12 protein-coding genes and 1 tRNA gene are annotated in these 14414 nt (G+C 58.6%); 4 read left to right on the forward strand and 9 right to left on the reverse strand.

Going from position 1 to position 14414, the window contains the following annotated elements; genetic code table 11:
• Nucleotides 1-142: 142 nt before the first annotated feature.
• The 6 genes from Q7U76_02725 to Q7U76_02750 all read right to left on the reverse strand — a co-directional run bounded on the left by Q7U76_02725 (nucleotide 143) and on the right by Q7U76_02750 (nucleotide 4687).
• The gene (locus tag Q7U76_02725; GenBank protein MDO8355290.1) at nucleotides 143-358 is read right to left on the reverse strand and encodes a hypothetical protein; all 216 of its coding nucleotides are present in this window, start codon (nucleotides 356-358) and stop codon (nucleotides 143-145) included.
• A 57-nt stretch (nucleotides 359-415) separates the two neighbouring features.
• Complete coding sequence (locus tag Q7U76_02730; GenBank protein ID MDO8355291.1) at nucleotides 416-676, reverse strand: hypothetical protein; 261 nt, start codon at nucleotides 674-676, stop codon at nucleotides 416-418.
• 332 nt (nucleotides 677-1008) lie between these two features.
• Complete coding sequence (locus Q7U76_02735) at nucleotides 1009-1677, reverse strand: hypothetical protein (protein MDO8355292.1); 669 nt, start codon at nucleotides 1675-1677, stop codon at nucleotides 1009-1011.
• A 238-nt stretch (nucleotides 1678-1915) separates the two neighbouring features.
• Nucleotides 1916-2467, reverse strand: a complete 552-nt coding sequence (locus tag Q7U76_02740; GenBank protein ID MDO8355293.1) for a hypothetical protein — start codon at nucleotides 2465-2467, stop codon at nucleotides 1916-1918.
• Between the two features lie 660 nt (nucleotides 2468-3127).
• Nucleotides 3128-3454: a hypothetical protein gene (locus Q7U76_02745; protein MDO8355294.1), complete on the reverse strand. Its 327-nt coding sequence runs from the start codon at nucleotides 3452-3454 to the stop codon at nucleotides 3128-3130.
• Nucleotides 3455-3859: 405 nt separating this feature from the next.
• The gene (locus Q7U76_02750; protein MDO8355295.1) at nucleotides 3860-4687 is read right to left on the reverse strand and encodes a hypothetical protein; all 828 of its coding nucleotides are present in this window, start codon (nucleotides 4685-4687) and stop codon (nucleotides 3860-3862) included.
• A 1421-nt stretch (nucleotides 4688-6108) separates the two neighbouring features.
• Between Q7U76_02750 and Q7U76_02755 the strand changes: the two genes are divergently transcribed.
• The 3 genes from Q7U76_02755 to Q7U76_02765 all read left to right on the forward strand — a co-directional run bounded on the left by Q7U76_02755 (nucleotide 6109) and on the right by Q7U76_02765 (nucleotide 9647).
• Nucleotides 6109-6846, forward strand: coding sequence for an OmpA family protein (locus tag Q7U76_02755; protein MDO8355296.1), 738 nt, complete (start codon nucleotides 6109-6111; stop codon nucleotides 6844-6846).
• Nucleotides 6847-6942: 96 nt separating this feature from the next.
• Entirely contained in the window at nucleotides 6943-9060 is a 2118-nt protein-coding gene (locus tag Q7U76_02760; GenBank protein ID MDO8355297.1) for a marine proteobacterial sortase target protein, read from the forward strand.
• The gene (locus Q7U76_02765; protein ID MDO8355298.1) at nucleotides 9057-9647 is read left to right on the forward strand and encodes a class GN sortase; all 591 of its coding nucleotides are present in this window, start codon (nucleotides 9057-9059) and stop codon (nucleotides 9645-9647) included. The genes Q7U76_02760 and Q7U76_02765 overlap by 4 nt, the downstream gene beginning before the upstream one ends.
• A gap of 90 nt (nucleotides 9648-9737) precedes the next feature.
• Here the strand turns inward: Q7U76_02765 and Q7U76_02770 are convergent, their stop codons facing one another.
• From Q7U76_02770 to Q7U76_02780, 3 genes are all read right to left on the reverse strand, one after another.
• Nucleotides 9738-10919, reverse strand: coding sequence for a hypothetical protein (locus Q7U76_02770; protein MDO8355299.1), 1182 nt, complete (start codon nucleotides 10917-10919; stop codon nucleotides 9738-9740).
• Nucleotides 10920-11016: 97 nt separating this feature from the next.
• Nucleotides 11017-11092, reverse strand: a tRNA-Thr gene (locus Q7U76_02775).
• A gap of 102 nt (nucleotides 11093-11194) precedes the next feature.
• Nucleotides 11195-13147: a hypothetical protein gene (locus tag Q7U76_02780; GenBank protein ID MDO8355300.1), complete on the reverse strand. Its 1953-nt coding sequence runs from the start codon at nucleotides 13145-13147 to the stop codon at nucleotides 11195-11197.
• 242 nt (nucleotides 13148-13389) lie between these two features.
• On the opposite strand from Q7U76_02780, the gene ubiA reads away from it, so the two are divergent.
• On the forward strand, nucleotides 13390-14292 hold the full coding sequence (gene ubiA / locus Q7U76_02785) for a 4-hydroxybenzoate octaprenyltransferase (GenBank protein ID MDO8355301.1): 903 nt from the start codon (nucleotides 13390-13392) through the stop codon (nucleotides 14290-14292).
• Nucleotides 14293-14414: the final 122 nt, after the last annotated feature.

Here is a 14414-nt window from a genome sequence, read left to right on the forward strand (position 1 = left end):
TCGTCGTACGCTCTAGGTCAAGACAACCCTGTTCCTCAGCGGATAACGCTGAGGGGTGAGCGATGAACGATGAGTGATGAATGAGGAGCAGCTTATGTTTAAGGGGTCTGACCCCTTTGTTTCAATTTGTTTTGCCTGTCGCTTAGACATTCACAGGCAGAAGCTGAAACACCCGTGCCAGTTGACTCGCTCGTTTCAAATCTCCACCTCGCAACGCTTTGCGCACATCATCCAGTTTCTGCGCGTCCGATAGCGAGAGGTACGGAGACCATCCGGTATCCGTGTCAATTAAGTCCACTTCAACCTCAGCGGCGTATCGCCCCTCATGAACTAATTTTGTATAGTGGTGGCTGCTCATGGTCAAAGTCTAAGAGGTCTGCCCCCTTTATTTTCTCCCCAGCTTGAAGCTTGTCCCCTATTGGGTTGGTATGTGACTTGCGGGAATGCGCAGCCTTTCGCGGCGTGCCTCGATGAAATACGGGATCGATCGCGCCAAACCGAGCAGCAAAATGAACGAGGGGACGGTCAATTCGAGTTTGAAGGCGATGCCCAACCACAGGTCCGCGAAAAAGGAAAGTGCCTCGCGGAAGGAGACGTCTTCCATATGTCCGTCGTCTGTTCTGAACATACATGCGCCGCTCTCGTGCTTGCTGTTCGTGTAGATCTTATAGTCCATGTACGTCATGCCGTGGCTCTGACCATAGCCCGCACATCCAGGGACAACAACGCTGCGCTCGACGAACTCCGCAAGACCAAAAGCAAGCAGAAGACCCAGAACGCCACAGATCCCCGTGTTGACAAGACCACGGCGGCCCCTCCAAATTGGAAAATCAACGGGCCTACCTGGAAGAGACATGTTGGCCTTTACCGGCCGACGACAGCCGCCGGCCTTTCGAGCGAGATCTAGCACTACAAGGCATAAACAAGCCAGGGATCTAAAACAAAGAAGTCTGCCCCTGTTGTTTTCCTTCGGCTATACGAGACGAATCTTATCGGCGCCACCGGCGTTCAGTTCTCCCCACCCACACCGATCACGAGGAGCACCGAATAGTCTTGCTTCTTGCAGCCCTGGACCGGAGGCATCGCTCCTCCGGGAGCAACTGGAAACGCAGTCTTCTGCACGTTTGCTGGCGAACAGGATCCATCACCCGCCGCCGGTCTATAGCGCGCTGAGCGGCAGGCTAGGTGCGTCACATCGTAGAGCGTCGCGCCGTTATCGAGCTCCCAGCGCATATCACCATTTTTGTCGGCGGGATAAATGGTCAGAACAGCCGTCACCGCGCGGTTACCCGTGACCAGGTATTTGCGAGGAGGGACCGGAAAGTCCGGCTGCTCCATGATCAAGCCATGTTCCTCCAGCCACCAGTCTGCGCCGTCGAATCTCCAGCCCGCTAGGGCAACTCCACCGGCATTCTTCAACCGATCATAGTTGTTCAGATTCACTCCTCGAGGGCCAGGGTCCAGACGCCACAGACCCCACGACTGCGCGCCGCTCCCGGAGGTCGCTCCTGGCTCACCCAACGCCGCGATGAACTGCGTCGGAATGCGCTGCAACCTCGCCTGACCTCCGCCTGCGACGTGAAGCAGCTGACCCACGGCGACCATCGTCACAACCAACGCCGCCGCAAAGCCTAGGCGGCTAATCAGGTGCTGTGTTCTCCACGTTGGCTCCAACACTCTACCTCGCTATATCGCGGGTGCTTATGCGGGTCGGCATAACAGCCTTTCCTGAATGGGCTCACATCCCATCGAGCGGACAGGGACACCATCCGGCCTTCGCTAGAAAACTAGGGGTTCTGACCCCCTTTGTTTCGCCCTCAGAATGTCCCTATTATTTTGCCTCAGATGCAAAGTCAAGCACGGCCCCACTCTTTGCATTTTGGGCAGCGCTTACGGGTACCTTGGTCGTTTGCATTCATATCACGGCACAGATTACTGGAATGCCACGCGATAGACCCGGAACGTCCATTCGAATGTCCACCAAGGTCTTGAGCACTTGCATCGCAGCGGGGTCAGACTTTCTGGCCGCAATCCAGTCTCTCGCAGCGGAAGTGACGTCAGAGCAGAAGGTCTCGGCTCGCAGAATTGTCCAACTGTCACCAGCTGCGTCTGAGCTTGTACACAAATGCATTGAGATTTGAGGCCCGACGTTGAACGCGATAAGCCGCTTGTGCAAAGCCGCTGCGGACTTGCTCGCGGCGCGTGCCTGCGACGGATCACTCAGCCCTTCGTGCAACAGCTTGCATCGGAGCGCGTAAAGGGCGACCCCATCTATGTGGTGCTCCACATACGTTGGAAATCTTGGCGAAAACCAACCGTCGATCCAGCTGACGTAGCGGGCCTGAGACCCCGCCCCTGGCGAATCCAGGGCACCGGCGATGTCTGGAACGGTCAGGGCCGTCACCACCGCCGGGAAGCACTGTCCCTGTCGTGAGGCGCTGTCAATGGCGTCTAAAATGAATTCCATAATGTTACTCCATAGTAAGCTGCGGAACCGCATCTGCCGAACGCGCTGATGAGCGGCGCTGAAGTGAACAGCACCACAAGTAGCGTCCGCGTCAACTGGTTCTCAGGCAACTCGACGGCCCTCTCGTACGGGGCAAAACAATTCAGGTGACTGTCCATCTTCTACCTAACAGGGGCGATAATATAATTAGCTCACCGGTACGTGCTCACTGAGGCTGATCCATTTTCAGAACATAAAGTTGACACCTTTGTTTCCACTCCAGCCGAACTTAATCCTCACCTACCGCAAAAAACCAGAATGTCCTCGTTAATCGTCCGTATCAGGGCATTCGGTCCAGGTGGGGGCAGCTTGCACTTTTGACGGAGAAATCACTGGATCGGTGGGCAGGTATCCGCGCATATTTTGAGCGCGCCGCCACATGCTCTTAAGATGTCATTTGCTATCAACCGATTGTCCGTAATGCCAGCTTTTTGAATACATGCGGAATAGGTAGTCGAGCATCCTCGTACGCAGGAGGGCTCTTTCTTGGACAAATCAAGCCCTTCTACGCTCTGCTGTGGCGTAGCCCCCGCGCATGCCGAGAGTAAAAGCGCCAATACTGGGCTCAGGAATAGATGTGCTTGGTTCACATGACCTCCAAAGGTTTGAAGATTAAGCCGCCTACCGACACCACCAAGCCGTAAAAGAGAACGCAAAGGCCAAAACAAACCACGCAAAGATGCGAAAGGCGTCGCCTTTGTCTGTTTTTGCTTTCGTTTGATTAGTTTCAGAGGTTGGATCAAATAGCTCGAGCCACCGATTTTCGTTTCCTATGAAGATGTAGGCCAGAAATTTATAGGTGCGCGACACAGTAGTCACGCCCACACCTGCGGGGTTGCGGTGATCGACCATCTGATCTTTGAGATCCCGTATGAACGACCGTCTGAAGGATAGATAGGCGCCCGGTAATGCCGAAACTATCGCGAGCAGAGTCCATGGGCTCTTCATCGTGCAAGCTATCTATTGAGTATTCTGACCTGCATAGTACGCCCAGACAGACTGCATACTGACATCTAAATATTCTCCGCGTTTTGAGTGTATGCTCTTGCCTCAATCTGGTCAATTCACACGTACGCTCAATCGTAGCCTTAGGCACTTATTCATACATCTACAGGTCGTCTATCTCCACCGCGGGGGAGTCGCCAGACTGTCCTTCACTGCGCGCGTCGAACGACCACAGCTTCATCGTGGGGGTTCCGCGAGCAAGAAGGATGGTCTGGCGGCTTCCCCATTCCCTTCTGAGGCCGCGCGTTGCGCGAGCACAGGAGATCAACGGGTCACCCTTCCCATCCGTTTTGTGTGCGCGATCTGCGAGCAAGAAGGGCAGCCTGGTTGCTACCTATCGTCGCCAATTCAGACCGCGGTGATGTAGTTGTTGAGCAGCCGACAACCAGCGAAGATCGTTGCCTCTTCATTCCGAATCCAGCGACTGATGACGCCCAGGTAGGTGAGTGTGTCCGCGACCGCCTTGATGTCTCGGATTCCGGTGTCGGATTGGGCCTTGATGGGATTCACGGGCTTCCCGCACTCGATCAGGTAGCACAACAGCCGCCGCTCGGGGCCTTCGCCGATTTCCGCCGCCAGACGCTGCACGAATGGCTCCCACTGACACCGACCCACCGCGACGGCATCGCTCCCATAGTGGAGAAGCAGCTTCGTCAGGTAGGGGTGGTTCCCCGTCCAGGCGGCCAGGTGAGGACTCGTGTCTTTGCCGATCAGTCGTCGCGTCTCCCCATCGAGCAGGACTGACAGGGGAAACAGGCGAAAATTCAGGCCGACCTCTGTCCCGGAATGGCCCAGCAGCGTCCGTAGTCGGCGGCCACCGGTTACGACGAGGCCGGCTGTTCCCTCCGCCGACAGGCGCGCGAGTAATGGTGCAATCGCCTGGCCGTCGGCATCGTCCAGATTGTCCAGGACCACGATCGATCCGGGCAGCACATCGAACCGGAGTGACGGATATATGCCACAATCCACCTCGACCACTGTGCGGTCCGACAGTCCCTTCAAGGCGGTGCGAACCAGCGAGGTCTTCCCCAGCTTCGGCCCGCCGATCACCGCCAGCGATTCGCCCCTCGCGATGCGCCCACGCAGGTTCCTGACAAGCCCTTGCCGACCAATGAATGCGTCTCCAGTGGCGGGGCAAGGAGTGAACGGCAGGATGGACATGGCCCACTTTACCACGTCTGGTTAATGGCATACTTCGCGCGTCCACTCGTGCTCGCTGTTCCTTGCTCAGCAAGCAAGGGCGTGAGGAGCTTTTGACTGCGGCCGTCGAGCGAGGCCCTATTCATAACCAGAGATCTTCCCGTCTCGCCAGGGAAGTCGCCAGACTGTCCTTCACTGCGCGCGTCGAACGAGGGGAGTCCTCGACCGCGCGTTCCGCGAGCAAGAAGGATGGCCTGGCGGCCCCCCCCTCCCTCCAAGCTAGCTTATTATCTCTTAGGATGGGGGCTGTGTGATCTTCCACTGCGCGCGTCCAACGAGGCCCTTCTCAGGGCGCGCGTTGCGCGAGCACAGAAGATCATCAGCCTCCATCCCCTCCTCTGCTCCGGGCCCAAAGGTTCAGCAAGGGTCTTAATCCGGCCAGTTTATCGTGGGGGGTCTGCGAACAAGAAGGATGGTCTGATGGAGGAGTGAATCAGGTTCACCCTATTGATGCTGATCGACCCACTTCTTGGCTTTCACAAGCGCAATCACATTCGCCTTGCTTTCCGAATTGCTGACCTCATGCGACTCACCCTGGAGGGTTTTCATTGGCGCTCGGCCGCCCATTGAAAGCCATACGAGCGCCTTGGGCATCCACCGGTCATCTCCGAGATGTTGGGAGCATGCCTTAATCTGATGATTTTTATACGTCACCCACTCAGCCAATTCCCCGCCTCCTTTTCATCTAATCCTATGGTGACTTCGAGGATAGCAGATACGAACCAGTCATATTCTACACCTCAAACCGGCCCACTACCGCCTAGCGGCTCCCCTTTCCTTCTATGGCGCGCATCCATTCGTATTTTCTTCTCTCGCTCAATGCTCAGCTACGCAAGGGCGTGAGGAGATTTTGACTGCGGCCGTCGAGCGAGGCCCTTCCGAGGGCGCGCGCTCCGGGAGCAAAGAAAGCTCCTCACGCCCTTGCGCCTCCCCTTCTCAGGCCGCGCGTTGCGCGAGCACAGGGGACCAACAGGTCCACTCCCTATTCTTTCAATATCGCCCACCTTCCTCCTCGGGGGGGGTGGCCTGGTCGATCCTCTAGTGCGCGCATCGAACGAGCACATTCTGATCGTGCGCGTTCCGCGAGCAGGAGGACGACCAGTCTGCCCCCTTCCCCTACGTGCGGGTCCCTCCCCGCATCCCCTGCTGGTTTAACCGTCCCCGCATCACACGACCTCCCCCCCTTTCTTCCGAATCCCTGAATTTCCCTCACTTCTCGTCAAGGTTCTCCCGTTCCCACATTCGGCATTCCGGTTGCTCAAGCATCTGGCCAACGGGCGAGTCGATCGCGGATGGGAAAGGAGGTGGATTCAGAACGATGCGACATCCCGAAACACTCGAAGCCCAATAACCATTGACCCATGACCCATAACCGTTACCCAAGAAGGAGTGCCATCATGCAAAAGCCCTCGTCCATATCGTCAGGCAATATCTCTCCCGCCATCGTGGGGCCGAATAAGGACATGAAGGAGGTCTATGTGCTCGGCGGGCTGGTCTTCAGCCTGGCCATCGTCATCGCCGCCTTCTGGTTCTACTCCCAAGACCTGGCCGTCTCATCGACCGGCCAAAACGACCAACTGACCGATACCCAGGTCACCAGCCTGCTCAAGAACCAGAACCCACCCAACCCCCTCAGCGAACCGATCACCAAGATGGCCGCCACCGGAACCGCCGACACCGTCCATACGGATCTCTACTTTGAAGTCGGGCGGAAGGGTCTGACGGACGAGGCCAAGTCGATCCTCGCAGCGCAGGCCGACATCCTCAAGAAGAATGGGGACTGGGGCCTGCTGATCCAGGGCTATACGGACCAACAGGGTTCCGCCAGCTACAACAAGAAGCTGGGCATGAAGCGGGCTGAAACAGTGAAGACTGAACTCGTGAGCGCGGGCGTCGCCGAGAACCAGATCAAGACGGTAAGCCTGGGTGAAGAAGGCGTGCTCTGTGTCGATGCGAGCGACGTCTGCCGCAATATGAATCGACGGGTGCACTTGGAGATGCGGAAGATCGGGCAGGCACATATGATCGTGCCGACCGTTGCCACCCAGACCCCGGAGAGCCTCCTTCCCTCCACTGGCGAACCCAGCGGAACCGATCCCTCCATTCCCCTCATCGACCAAGCCTCCGGCAGCTAACCGGAGCAGCCTGTGCCCCTGGCGGAGACGACAGTCTCCGCCAGGGCCGGTCGGCGACGAGCATCACCACCATTCCCGACGAATCACGAGGCACCTATGACCACCTGGACCCCGAGTGACAGACCCCACACAACCAGCCACATCCTGAGCATCTGGATTACGCTGTTCTTCACCCTCTTCTCCTGGGCCGGCGGGCTCCCGATTCTGCATGCCTGCGGCGAGGAACCGACCCCGCTTGAAGGGACCATCGGCCTGAGCGACGTGAAGCAGGGCATGCTGCTCTTTCGCAGCGGTCAGGCCGGACGCTTCATCCCGGCGCCCAGCCTGAAGACCGACGTGCAGATCACGGTGACCGGCGTGATCGCACGGGCTATCGTCACACAGGAATTTACGAACCCCGGCAAGGACTGGGCAGAAGGCATCTATGTGTTTCCCTTGCCGGAGACCGCCGCCGTCGATCACCTGCGCATGAAGGTCGGCGAACGCACCATCGAAGGCCAGATCAAAGAACGGGGCGAAGCCAAGAAGGTCTATGAGCAGGCCAAACAGGAAGGGAAACGGGCGAGCCTGGTCGAGCAGGAGCGGCCCAACATCTTCACCACATCCATCGCGAACATCGCGCCGCGCGACAGCATCACGATTCAAATCGAATATCAGGAAACGGTTCGATTCGACCAGGGCACCTTTTCACTCCGATTTCCCCTGGTCGTCGGACCCCGCTACATCCCAGGGACACCGATCCTCGTCGAGGATCAACCCCAGGCCGGTCAGGGTATGGCGCTGGATACAGACCGTGTGCCGGACGCCTCGCGCGTCACGCCGCTGGTCGAACATCCGGCCTACGGCTCGATCAACCCAGTCAGTCTCTCGGTCGATCTGGCGCCAGGGTTTCCGCTCGGCAGGCTGGAATCGGCGTCGCATCCGATTCTCATCATTCCTGAATCAGACGGACGGCGGCACGTGACGCTCCGCCAGGATACCGTCCCGGCCGACCGGGACTTTCAGCTGACCTGGCAACCGGCTCCCGGACAGAATCCCACCGCGGCCCTCTTTACCCAGCAACAGCAGGGAGAGACCTACGCCTTCATGATGATGATGCCGCCAGCCACGGTCGGAAAGGCACCGGTCGGCCTGCCGCGTGAAACGATCTTTATCATCGACACGTCCGGCTCGATGTCCGGCACCTCGATCGAGCAAGCCCGCGCCGCATTGCTGATGGCGCTCCCTCGTCTGACCGCACGCGACACCTTCAACGTGATCGAATTCAACAGCATCGTTCATGCGCTCTTCCCCTCCCCGCAACCGGTAACGACTGCGACGATGCGGAAGGCCATGAAGTTCGTCGACCGCCTCGTGGCCAACGGCGGAACGGAAATGCTGCCGGCATTGACTCAGGCCTTGAAAGCCCCGGCCGACCTGCAACGGATTCAGCAAGTGATCTTTCTCACCGACGGGCAAGTGGGCAACGAAACCGAACTCTTCGAATTGATCAGACAACGGCTGGGTCCTCGCCGGCTCTTTACCATCGGCATCGGCTCGGCACCCAACAGCCACTTCATGCGGAAGGCCTCTGAGTTCGGCAGGGGAACCTTCACCCACATCGGCAATGTGAACGAGGTGAAGGACAAAATGGATGCGCTCTTCCGCAAGCTGGAACATCCGGTCCTGACGGAGATTCGGCTAGAAGGCACCGGCCTGGATGGCGCCGAACTCTTCCCCTCCCGCATTCCGGATCTCTATGACGGCGAGCCGGTCGTGGTGGCGATTAAGACCAGGTCGCTGCCGGACGAGGTGACGATCCAAGGCAAGGAAGGGTCGACGCCCTGGAAGGTGACACTGTCGCTGACACAGAGCCCATCGCGCGAGGGGCTGTCGGTCTATTGGGCGAGGCAGAAGATCGCCGCGCTGATGGATCACGAACGCTCCGGCCAGGATGATGCAACCCTACGCCAGGCGGTGCTCGATGTGGCGCTGCCCCATCATCTTGTGAGCCAGTACAGCAGCCTGGTCGCGGTCGACGTCACACCGGTTCGTCCCATCGACAAGAGCCTGATCGGCCATGCGATGAAGACCAATCTACCGGATGGACAGGATTCTCAGGCGATGCTCGGCCTGCCGAAAACCGGGACGAGTGGACAGATCCAATTACTGTTCGGGCTGTTGTTGCTGGCGATAGCGGGCCTGCTCTGGCAACGACAGAAAGTGGTCGCGTGATTGGACCAGGCATCAAGATCAAGGCGATGCCTCTCCTGGCTCTCGCCTTGGTCCTGCTCGGTCTGTGGCAGACGGGAAACGGCGCTTGGATCTACCTCAAGGCTGAACTGGCCCAAGTCCTGTTGCAACGGGCTTGGGCCGGTACGGTAGCAGGCCAAGAACATGTGACACCCTGGCCCTGGGCCGATACCTGGCCTCTGGCCCGGCTCACGGTTCCATCGAAGGATATCGATCTCATTGTGTTGAACGGCGCCTACGGGCGAACCCTGGCATTTGGACCAGGCTATTTGGAATCGAGCGCCGCTCCCGGTTCGAGAGGGACGACAATTCTCACCGGCCATCGCGATACGCATTTTCGATTTTTGCAGCGATTGAAGGTAGGCGACGAGATTATGCTCTCGACCAAGAACCAACAGCCGCATCGGTATCGCGTCAGAAGCAGGGCCGTCGTGGATGTGGCCACCGCGTCGATCCGGCAGGACACAGACGCGCCGCAACTCGCGCTGGTGACCTGTTATCCCTTCGATGCAATCAGCCCAGGCGGACCGCTCCGCTATGTGGTGATGGCAGAGGAAGAAACGTTCTGAATGGGTATTTCGGCGTTCCCGCACTGTGGCAGGAACCAGCCGGGAGCCCTCTGTAATCAGCCCAGGCTGTTGCCCAACGTGGTGACGACATTATTTCGCAATGGTGATACTCGGCACGCCGACGCGCGGCACCTCGCTGACGGTCATTTGGAACAGGAGGTATAACAATTGGAAAGCCTCGCGATTCCAGCGCGCCAATGGCCCCGTCGTGTTCACCGCGTAATATTTTCCGTGGGACTGAATCGACAGGTCGGCATCCGAGGGAGCGCCATCCGTCAACAAAAGTTCCATGGTATGGACGGGATTTTCGTGAACCTCGGGGGTCCGAGAATCTTTCTCGACGGGATATTCTGGGTCTTCTCCCAGCGATCGGCCGAGAAAGTTGAGAATGGTATTGAAGCTTCTCAGCCGGAAATCTCCCTTGATGGGATATTCCCCGCCCACGTGCCCCGGACGGATGTCGAAAGAGACATCGTTGAGGTGCCCTTCTTCCGTTTCGTCGATCAACCGGGCCCGTTCCTCCGGTGAGAGCGTGTCGGGGTCATAGTTGGTGATAAGAATGCGTCCCGTGATTTGTTTTCGAATGGTGTAGGTATTGTCTTTCTGGCTGTAGGTCACGAGATATTCTTTTTGTAACGATTGGAAGCCTTCGGCTGTGACGGAGTTGGCGGGAATCGTCCAGGTCCGATTGTAGACGAGCGGTTCGGCATAGAGCTGGTTCTGGTCTTGAATGGCCGAAAGATGCGTCACCACGCGACGGAACATCTCGTAGCCAGGCCGATCGGCCGGCGTATTGCGATAGGCGACTTCCTGGCCATTCTCTGCAATCCGCAATTCCTGCGCCATCAGCCTGAGCAACAGATCGATGTCGAATCGCTGCCGGAGCAAGAGCGTGAACTTGGTTTCCTGAAAGGGGGTCAAAAGCCGCTTGGTGAATTCTTCCCCTTCGATCGGCACGATACTGATCGTGGGGTTTTCCGCCACGCTGCCGCCGAAGATCGGCATGAGCGCTTTGCTGGACTCTCCCGTCAGGGCCGGAGTGGCGCCGGCGCTGACACGAAAGTCGAACGTCGCGGCGATGTTCGAGACGCCGGTGAAGTGAATCGGTTGATGCTGATGGGCGCGAGCGATGTTGATGAGCAACTGCTTTGAGATGGCATCTGTGACCGCCTGATCATAGGCCGTCACAGCTCGATTCAGCGTAATGGGGGAGAGGCAGCCTGACAGCAGCAGACCGCAGAGCAACGTGAATGCCTGAATTCCTATTTTCATAGGGAGAGATATCGGCTCACAAGAGGTGACGCATCGACGGACCACGTACCAATCAGCCGAGTTGTGATCGATCGCCATGACATACGAACGCGAGGTGTGGAGCCGGCGATCCGGATTGAACGGACGACCTGCTGTTTACGAAACAGCTGCTCTACCAACTGAGCTACGCCGGCCCTCGCGAGAGAAGCCACAACTTACACGGGTTTTTTCTCAGCCTCAAGAGGTTTTTCGTTCAACGACAGACGATAGGCGAGAAATTCGACCTTTCATGGCCGTTATTTGAACCGAGCCAGAGGCTGCAGCCTGACCATGGCCCCCTGGCCAGGCCCTGGAAGACAGAGGGGCTCCTGCTCCTTGCCGTACTGCTCTTGAGATATCTTGAGGACCTGCCCCTTGGTATAGGCGCAGAGTTCGCCTGCCAGGATCGTCCCGTCCTTATCGAGATCTGCGGCCCCGCCCAGGCCCTTGAGCCATTGATAGGCAAACAGCCCATGTTGGCCCGGGTCATAACTATGGGATTCTTGAAGTCCCCGGTTGCCGATCATCCACATGATCTTGTCTTTGACCACCCCCTCCTGGCCCCACAGGGGAACGGCCATGGCTGCCGACTCCGTGCCGGACGCCGACTCAAGCGAGAGGTCGAGCATCACCAGGGCCCGCTGAATCGGCAACTTCTCCAAGGATTCCTGCAGCCGGCGCAGCGAATAGAGGCGTGTCCCGGTTGTGGCCATACTGTCGAACAACAGCATCGACACAGCGCCGGTAATCGGATCGACCACTCCCCGGCCCGTGACCGAAATATAGACCACGGTGGTGGGATCGACCAGTTTAGGCAGCCATTCCTCCAGGGCTTCGGCCAGGTCGCTCTTGAGGGCATGACTATCGAGCAGCGTACGCACGCGCGCGTGAGGAATCCCTCCGATCGATCTCAGGTAGGTGGCGGCCTGCTCCGCATCCCGCGTCGCATACTTGACCCGGGCGATGCTGCTCTCACGGAACTGCCCCACGCCGACAACGAGACCGACAGCCTTCGGTTGTTTGAGCAAACCTGTCCGTTTCGGCAGCTGATCGACATCGACCGGCAGAGACTGAGCCCCCGGCGCAGAGGCAGGCTTCATCGCCACGAGAAACTTTTTGGCAGAGGGCAGCTGGACCGAGGGAGCTCCGGCCCGCAACATCAGCGTGAGCTCCGCCTGCACGGCGGCTGTGACCTCGCCGACTTTGCCGTCCAACGTCAGGCGTTTGACTTCGCCTGGCTGCAGATCGCCGACGGAGATCAGACCGGGAATCTGCTCGACTAAGGGTGGCGTCGCGGTCACCGACAGCTCCATGGCCCGTGCCATCCCCGGCCCTTCGTTTTTCACTTCGATTTCGATCGCGATGGCTTCACCGGCATGCAGCACCTGATTGCGATTTTCATCGCGAACAATCGCACGAAATATGATCGTAGCCGGCTCATCCGTTTGAACCGGCGCCGGCACCGCTGCCGCCGACTGCGGCGCGACGGGCTGCTTCACCGTAGCAGGTACTCCCCCGGTTGCAATCGGAGAGGGAGGCGGGACGGTCGCCACCGTCACCTTCGCGCCACCAGCCTTGCGGGCTTCAGCGGCATCGACAATCTTCGTCGATGTCCCGAGTTGCTTGGCCATCCCGTCTGTAACGAGGCTCAAGGCCTCCTGGGCAATCTTCTCGAGCCCCTTCACGTCACAGGAGGAGGCGCTGACTTCCACCTCTCCACGTCCGATGCTTTGAATCTTCTTGCTATAGAGGACCGTCCCGTCTGCAGACGTATAGGCAAAATCCAATCCCACAGAGACCATCGCAGGATAACTCTTGTCGGCCTTTCGAACGATCGCCAGATCGACATGGGCCAGACCGATCGATGCATCGACATACCCGTCCGCGATCGCGGAGGATACGGTCGAACCCGTCAGCACTTTTTCAAAGACGCGGCCTGTTTTTCGTGTGAGCTGTTCTTGCAAAGGACCGCCCAGCGGCAAGGATTGCTGCTGGCCACAAGCATCCTGATAGGTGAGCTGCGACGCAGCGATACTGGGATCAGAACGAAGCTGGACGGTCAAGGGGAGATAATAGCCGATCGTCTCGCCGTTTCGGCTGGAGAAGAGCCCGCAGCTCGTCAACGCCCCAACACAAAGTCCTGCGACAACCCATGAGGCTGTGCGAAACAGAAAGGAGGAATGCGCGGAATCAATGACTTGCACCATCATTCTTATACAGAAAAGCATCCAATCAGCACAACCAGCTACTGGCTCGCCGAAGCCTGCCCGTAACCTGGCGAGAGTCTTTCAATCTCATCGCCTCTCATCAAGGGAGTGGCCAAGGTTGCCCTTGACTGCGCGCATCGAACGAGCACAGTTTCATCGTGCGCGTTCTGCGAGCAAGAAGGGCACCTGGCCACTCCCTCCCCCCCTCGTTGACAGCCCCACCCCCCTCGGCTAAGTTCTCCCGCATGACCGAATCTTCTTCATCGGCACCGGAATCGTCCCTGTTAACGCCACGGCTCTCCTGGTCGGCCATCACCAGACTCGTTCGCCTCCAGAACCAAACCGGGACCTGGCTGCTCATGTTCCCCACGCTCTGGTCGCTAGTCTTGGCGGCTCGCGGTCTGCCTCCGCTCCGGTTATTCGCGATTTTTGTGGCCGGCTCCTTCGTGATGCGCAGTGCCGGAGTGGTGCTGAACGATCTGGCCGATCGGTCTTTCGACCGGCACGTAGCGCGCACGTTGATACGGCCCCTCGCGTCCGGTGAACTGAGCGTCGCCCATGCCCTGCTGGTCCTCGCCCTCTTTCTCTCCTTAGCCGGCATACTCGTGTTACTGCTCGACCCCTTCACGATCCTCTTAAGCCCCATTGCCGTCCTGTTAGCCGCCCTCTACCCCTTTGCGAAACGTGTCATTCACGTGCCGCAAGCCATGCTGGGGATCGCCTTCGGCTGGGGCACAGTCATGGCCTGGGCCGCCTCGCGAGGAACGATTGAAGGGCCTGCCTGGTGCCTCTTCGCGGCGACGGTCTGCTGGGCAATCGGGTACGATACGATCTACGCCTTGCAAGATGTCGTGGACGATCGCCGAATCGGCGTGAAATCCTCGGCGTTGTTGTTCGGTTCGTCCACGTGGATCGCCGTCGGCACGGCCTTCGGCGCGATGCTGCTGCTATTGGGACTCGCAGGCTGGCTGGCCCACATCGGCTGGGTCTACTATGCCCTGCTCATGGCCATGGGAATGTGGTGTGGGAGGCAAGCCCTGCAGCTCAGAGGGGCCATACCGGCCCCTATCGCCTTCCGCATGTTTCAACAACATGTGTGGGTAGGAGCCGCTATTGGGGCTGCAATGGTCGCGGGATTTCTGCTCTAACAAGAATGCTGAAAAAGTCCGCTAGCGTCGTTCTCGCTTCGCTCAGCCCCTCAACGTACCCTACGGGTACGCCTCAGGACTTCACTCGCTGCGGCCTTTCTAGACAGCCTTTTTGAGCATCT

Source organism: Nitrospirota bacterium, from assembly GCA_030645475.1.
GTDB lineage: Bacteria > Nitrospirota > Nitrospiria > Nitrospirales > Nitrospiraceae > Palsa-1315.

Coding starts and splice junctions, on each gene's coding strand:
- Q7U76_02725 (MDO8355290.1), bottom strand. CDS start 358: ATGAGCAGCCACCACTATACAAAATTAGTTCATGAGGGGCGATACGCC.
- Q7U76_02730 (MDO8355291.1), bottom strand. CDS start 676: ATGGACTATAAGATCTACACGAACAGCAAGCACGAGAGCGGCGCATGT.
- Q7U76_02740 (MDO8355293.1), bottom strand. CDS start 2,467: ATGGAATTCATTTTAGACGCCATTGACAGCGCCTCACGACAGGGACAG.
- Q7U76_02745 (MDO8355294.1), bottom strand. CDS start 3,454: ATGAAGAGCCCATGGACTCTGCTCGCGATAGTTTCGGCATTACCGGGC.
- Q7U76_02755 (MDO8355296.1), top strand. CDS start 6,109: ATGCAAAAGCCCTCGTCCATATCGTCAGGCAATATCTCTCCCGCCATC.
- Q7U76_02760 (MDO8355297.1), top strand. CDS start 6,943: ATGACCACCTGGACCCCGAGTGACAGACCCCACACAACCAGCCACATC.
- Q7U76_02770 (MDO8355299.1), bottom strand. CDS start 10,919: ATGAAAATAGGAATTCAGGCATTCACGTTGCTCTGCGGTCTGCTGCTG.
- Q7U76_02780 (MDO8355300.1), bottom strand. CDS start 13,147: ATGATGGTGCAAGTCATTGATTCCGCGCATTCCTCCTTTCTGTTTCGC.
- ubiA (MDO8355301.1), top strand. CDS start 13,390: ATGACCGAATCTTCTTCATCGGCACCGGAATCGTCCCTGTTAACGCCA.